The organism is Bacteroidota bacterium, assembly GCA_018692315.1.
Classification (GTDB): domain Bacteria; phylum Bacteroidota; class Bacteroidia; order Bacteroidales; family JABHKC01; genus JABHKC01.
In genome coordinates this window covers 1-5,839 of sequence record JABHKC010000238.1, presented here as the reverse complement: position 1 = coordinate 5,839, position 5,839 = coordinate 1, and the positions used below count along the sequence as shown (strand labels likewise).

Here is a 5,839-nt window from a genome sequence, read left to right as displayed (position 1 = left end):
TTAAAAACATCTCTTTTTGCGATATTTCTATTTTTTTCATTTGTCTAATACAAAAGCATTTACTGCATGAAAGAAAATAGAAATATCATCAAAAATAAATTATTTTATAAAAATTGCCTGTTTTCTTAGAAACACTATATAAAAACAAATCAGCAGTCCTATTTCAGTTTGCTTTTTCTTCTAATATCTGATATTTTAAAAGATTTTAAGTGCATTTTTTTTCGTGAAGTAATTGATGTTAGTAATTATTCACATTACTTTGATATTATATTGATTGGTAATCCTTATTAGATTTGTTAGTGTTGTGAATTTTAATCTATGATTAGGTTTTTTTGGGTACAGTAAAAATGAATTTACTGCCTTTATTTGGCTCACTTTCAACCCAAATATTTCCATTATGCTTATCTATAAATTCTTTACAAAGTATCAAGCCTAAACCAGTTCCTTTTTCTTTTTTCGTTCCTTTTCTTGTTGTATTCTCAGTAATATTAAATAATTTAGATTGTATTTCTTTTGAAATTCCAAGGCCATAGTCTTGAATTGTAATTTCTATATATTCTTGATTTGTTTTTGTTGAAATTTGGCGTGAACTAAGTATAATCTCACCTCCCTCAAAGCTGAATTTTATAGCATTTGATATTATGTTTCGTATAATTGTTGAAAGCATATTTTTATCTGCTTCAATATATATATCTTCAGATATATTATTTGTTTTTCTTATCAACTTATCTTTAGCCGTTTGAGATAGCAATTCAATCTCATGATTGGCTACTAAATACAGGTTCATTTTTTCAGGATTGAAATTGATAGTCCCTTTTTGTGATAAAGACCAAATAAGCAGATTCTCAAGTAATTTAAAGGTGTTGTTAATCCCTCCATGAATAATGTCTATATATTTCTTTTGTTCTTCTTTTTCATATATATCAAATTCTTTATGAAGTAAATTAGAAAAGCCTAACAATGTGTTAAATGGACTTCTAAGGTCGTGAGCAATAATTGAAAAGAATTTATCTTTTGTGGCGTTTAATTCTTGTAATTCCTTATTTTGTTTAAATATTTTCTGCTCCGCTTCTTTTTGTTCTGTAATGTCTTGAAGTATTTCATATTTTAAGACTTTGCCTTTGGGATTTTTTATGAGAGTGCTAAAAAGCATATAGGTTTTATTAGTTTTATCTAAAAAATGTTCTCTTTGGACAAATTTACTTTCAGAAATCTCTTTGATCAAGCACCACTCTTGCGGGCATTTTTCTGTTCTGTCATGAAAATATTCATAACACTTTTGCCCATTGACTGGTCCAAAATCTTTTTTGATAACAGGATTAATGTATTCCAATTCATGATTTAGATTAATAAGGTATATCCCGAATGGACTCTTATTCATAATTCTCTCTAAAAGTCCATATTGTACTTTTAAAGCTTCTTCTGCAAGAATTCGTTGCTCAACCTCCGATTTTAGATTTTCAATTGATGTGGTAGTTTCATATAGTCCTTTAGTCATTTCATTGAAAGCCTCACCCAAAAGTCCGATTTCATCATTTCTGGAGACTTTAATTTGGGTAGTAAAATCAGTTTTAGCAACTTTCTCACTATGTTCAATTAATTGTTTTATAGGTTTAGCTGTGTGTTTCCCGAATATATAAGCAGCCAAAGCTAAAACAAATATCAGTATAAATCCGATAATTAATATTGTGAAAGTAGAGTCTTTTATGGGCTCTAAAATGTTGTCCATATCTCGGTAATTAATTATATACCAAGACTCTCCTGAATTTCCCTTTTTGTGGTCGATAGATTCGAAGGAGCCACCAAAAAGAAAGTCTTTATTATTCTTTGAAGTTAGTCCTATTTCCGACATTCCTATCATCCAATTTTTAACAGAATCTTTCAGCAGTATCGTTTGCTTATTTTTCTGTTGTATTTCATCATATAACAATTTGGGTATTCGTGAACTTAGTGGTGCAAGTCCTTCTTCAAAAATAACTTCACCACCACTCCTAATAAGCTTGAACTTTCCAACATCCTTATCTTGCGAATTCAATAACAAATCACTTATTGCACCTAAAATATTAAGGTTTACTTTTAATATCCCAATTATATCATTGCCTTCCTTGATAGGAATAACTATTCCTAAAACATATCCACCAACACTTTCATCATAACCTCGATCGTCAAAAAATATAGTTCCTAATCCATTATTATAAGCCCCTTTCCACCAGTATTTATGCGCATGTGAATAGGTTGAAAGTTTTGCTGTAGAAGCAACAAGAGAGCCGTATTTATTGGTGAGAAATATTTCGCCATAATCGCCATGAATATTACTTTGTTGTTCTTTAAGAAATTGAGAAATCTTATTGTCAGTATATTCATGAATAAACGGATCGTTTTCATCATTTACAGATTTCCATTTTTTACTTTGAAAATCAATTTTTTGGATTCTCTCTTTTTCAGATAGGCAACTAAGGTCATTGTTGCTTGAAATTAGAGCATTCTTTATAATTGGGGCAATTGACAGCGTTTGGTTGGTTTTCGTTTTTTCTAAAAGCAATTGTTCAAAATGTGAAGACACTCTATTTATCATTTTTACAGTATGTCCCAACTCATAATCTAATTGAGTCTTATAGTTATAGTTATAAGATGTATAAAATCCAATTGAAAGAATAATTGTACCTATTATGAAAATCTGCAATGATAGTTTAGTTTCATATTTCATAACTATTTGTTATTTAGTAAGTATTGTATTTTGTTTGCTGACTAAAATTGTTGTTCTATTATTGCTGTCAATTCATAATTTCTATAATCTTATCTCAACAAATATAATATCTTTTATGGCAATTTTATGTAAACGTATTAAAAGAGCTGTGATAAATTTAACATTCTTTAAAATTGTCTGATCTACTGATCAAATATAATGTAGTTTGTCAAAACAATTTTCATATAATAATCCTATTTTTGTGAAAAGAAAAAAGAAAATATGAAAAGAATCTTTCCAATGTTTATACTATCCATATTCCTTGTGGGATGTGGGAGTTTTAAGAATTCACATGACAGAATTTCTAACGAATGTACATTTTCTAAAGAACAGATTAATTTGATAATGCAATCGGATGTTTCAATTCCAATGCGAGTTTTAAAAACCAATATAAAAGCAGATTCTGTAATTTTAAAAAAGAAAAGCGAAAATGTTGTTGTTAATCCTGATGATGAAGTTTTGCAAACTTTTGTGAAAAGGCTCCATACTACAGTGAAAGACAGTGCATCGCTTGGGGTCGGAATTGCTGCACCTCAAGTAGGAATTTTGAAAAACATAATTTGGGTGCAACGCTTCGATAAAGAAAATTCAAATAGAAAATATAACTGTTGGAATAATTTTTCCGGTGAAAATGTTGATTTTAATAAGAATAATTTTTGAATTTTGAATTTGTTTTGACAGAAATATGCTTTGTGACGTTTTGATTTTTGGGAGGCAGAAACAAAGCGACCAAGCCATACAAAAACTAAAAACCAAAAATACAACAAGTACAACCTTGGCGATTCTACTTCATTGTTTATCAGTTAAATAATTGTCAAAACATTATTATTGTTTCACGATTTTCATATTTGTAATTTTTCACAAGGCTTGATTATGGCGTTATTATGGCTTGATTGTCCTGATTAATTGATAAAACGTTCCTGCGCCTTTTTTATCTGAACTTTCAATAATCTTTTTCTTTATCATATCGCTTAAATCTCTGCTTGCAGTTCTATTTGAACAATCAGATAATTCTTGATATTCTCTATTTGTAATTCTTTCATTTACTTTTAAATATTTAATTGCTTTTTTCTGTCTTTCGTTCAAAAGTAATTTGGACAGAAACTTTTCATCAAGTTTGTTTTTGTACATAGTTACACAAATTCCACCCGACAATATTTCGATATCCGGTTCTGGCAAACCGAATTTTATACACTCATTAATAATCTTTAAAGTTCCACGTCCCCATGCTTCAATTAATCCACCTTTAAAAAATACATCTGCTAATATTTGATTTTTTGGATAAGATGAATGCTTTGTTTTTAAGTCAGTTATAGATAATTGTCTTGGTAGCTCACCAACATTCCAAATCATTATTTTGTTGTCATAAAGACTTATCTGAATTGGTGGACCAAAGTAGTTTCTATGAATTATTGCATTTATTAAGGCTTCTCTGATTGCTTCATAAGGATATGGAGGTGTTTCAACACGATGCAATTTGTCATATGAAATTGCTTTTATAAAATATTTTTTGTCAAGTATCTCAATTATTTTATCAGCTAACAAAAAAGCACTTCCTTCAATGATTTCTTGTGATTGTAAATCATGGTCTGAATTTCCGAATTTACCAATTTTTGCATAAGCGTTTATGTAAAAATTGCAAGGTTCTTTACCAAAAAGTAAAACAGCTGCGCGTTTTAATTTGTCATCTTCAACAAGCCTTAAGTTTCTGAATATCTGTTTTATGTCTTTTTCGCGTTCAATCGCCGGTAATCTTTTTGTTCTTACTGCTTCTTTTTTGAAAACTTCAACGGAATTTTCATCAATATCTGCAAAAGTAGCTTTTTGTTCAATTATATCTCCCCAAGTTTTTCCCGATTTTTTTAGTAAGAACTCATTAAGTTCGTTTCCCTTCAATTCTTGCTTTGTGCTTCCGGATCTGTAATGATATTTTCCTTGATAAGAAATAGGTGTATCATAAGGATTTACAACTATTTCAATATAATATTTGCTTCCTTCATCGTGCAAATTTACTTCACATAAAATGCCAAGATGATTTTGAATTTTATTCGGCAAATCATCTAAAAGTCGTTTGTAATTATCTATCCCAACAATATTTCCGTTATCATCTTTTCCGATAAATAATTGTCCGCCTTTTGCATTTGCAAATCCACAAATCCATTTCAGAAATTCATCTCGCCATGATATTTTCCATTCTATATTTTGTTGTTCGGGCATATTTTTTATTTATGAAATAACTAATACTATGTTTTCCAATTATATTAAACTAAATATTCGTTCTGCATTTTGACTGATGTAGGTGTGCTTTATGCTTAAATTCATTATCTTTTTTGTTTTGTTTGCTAATTTGGATATTTTTATTTTTCATTAATTAACTATAACAAAAGCTTTTAGAAACTGTGGTTTTGGATGTTTTGATTGTTTGGATTGTTCGCTTTGCTGATTACCAAACATCTTATACCTATAACGACCAGCCGATATTAGCAATATTGTCATTTAATGTTTGCAACGTCTTTCCAAATGTCATCATTAGATTTGTCTAACTTGTCAAGAATTTTTATTACTCGGTCTTTATGAAAACTTTTACTGGAAATTGTATCATTAGACTTATAAACCAATTTGTTTTTCACCAAGATATTGATTATTTTTTTTGCCAAAATTTTATCATTCTTGCTGCCAAAAGTAATTATAAGTTCTTCTCCGGTTCGTTTATCATATTCTAAAAAGTATATTTTTTTTAATAATGAACACAAAACCATATGTGATTGTCCAATAATTATATTTTTATCTTTTAAAATCATAGGAGTTGGTTCATAATGTTCTATTATACTATTTCTAATATATTCAGGTATTTCACTTTCTTTTTTTATTCCATATATTTTATTGATATAACAATCATCAAATATAATTTTTGAAAAACTAATATTTGAAATGTCCAATTCGTTAATATTTGCTGTTGAACTAAACCTCACATTCGTGAGGTGGTTTTTGTGGAATTTGTAGTCTTAGTTTTTCAGTAATTATCAAATTTGTCATATTATTAATTTAAAATTTAATTATGACAAATGTAAAAAAAAATTTCTACAAGAAGCT

General features: G+C 28.7%; 4 protein-coding genes. 1 reads left to right on the top strand and 3 read right to left on the bottom strand.

All coding sequences use genetic code 11. The annotated features are described in order from the left end of the window. Positions 1-322: 322 nt before the first annotated feature. The gene (locus HN894_17550; protein MBT7145131.1) at positions 323-2,707 is read right to left on the bottom strand and encodes a HAMP domain-containing protein; all 2,385 of its coding nucleotides are present in this window, start codon (positions 2,705-2,707) and stop codon (positions 323-325) included. 261 nt (positions 2,708-2,968) lie between these two features. Between HN894_17550 and HN894_17545 the strand changes: the two genes are divergently transcribed. Beyond that, entirely contained in the window at positions 2,969-3,406 is a 438-nt protein-coding gene (locus HN894_17545) for a hypothetical protein (GenBank protein MBT7145130.1), read from the top strand. A gap of 222 nt (positions 3,407-3,628) precedes the next feature. Here HN894_17545 and HN894_17540 read toward each other — a convergent pair whose 3' ends face one another. Continuing rightward, positions 3,629-4,963 (bottom strand): transcriptional regulator, encoded by a 1,335-nt coding sequence (locus HN894_17540; protein ID MBT7145129.1) that lies wholly within the window; start codon positions 4,961-4,963, stop codon positions 3,629-3,631. 275 nt (positions 4,964-5,238) lie between these two features. Then, entirely contained in the window at positions 5,239-5,718 is a 480-nt protein-coding gene (locus HN894_17535) for a hypothetical protein (GenBank protein MBT7145128.1), read from the bottom strand. Positions 5,719-5,839: the final 121 nt, after the last annotated feature.

Bases quoted from the DNA above. Each gene is read 5' to 3' on its own strand.
- HN894_17540 (MBT7145129.1), bottom strand. From the start codon at position 4,963: ATGCCCGAACAACAAAATATAGAATGGAAAATATCATGGCGAGATGAA.
- HN894_17545 (MBT7145130.1), top strand. From the start codon at position 2,969: ATGAAAAGAATCTTTCCAATGTTTATACTATCCATATTCCTTGTGGGA.
- HN894_17550 (MBT7145131.1), bottom strand. From the start codon at position 2,707: ATGAAATATGAAACTAAACTATCATTGCAGATTTTCATAATAGGTACA.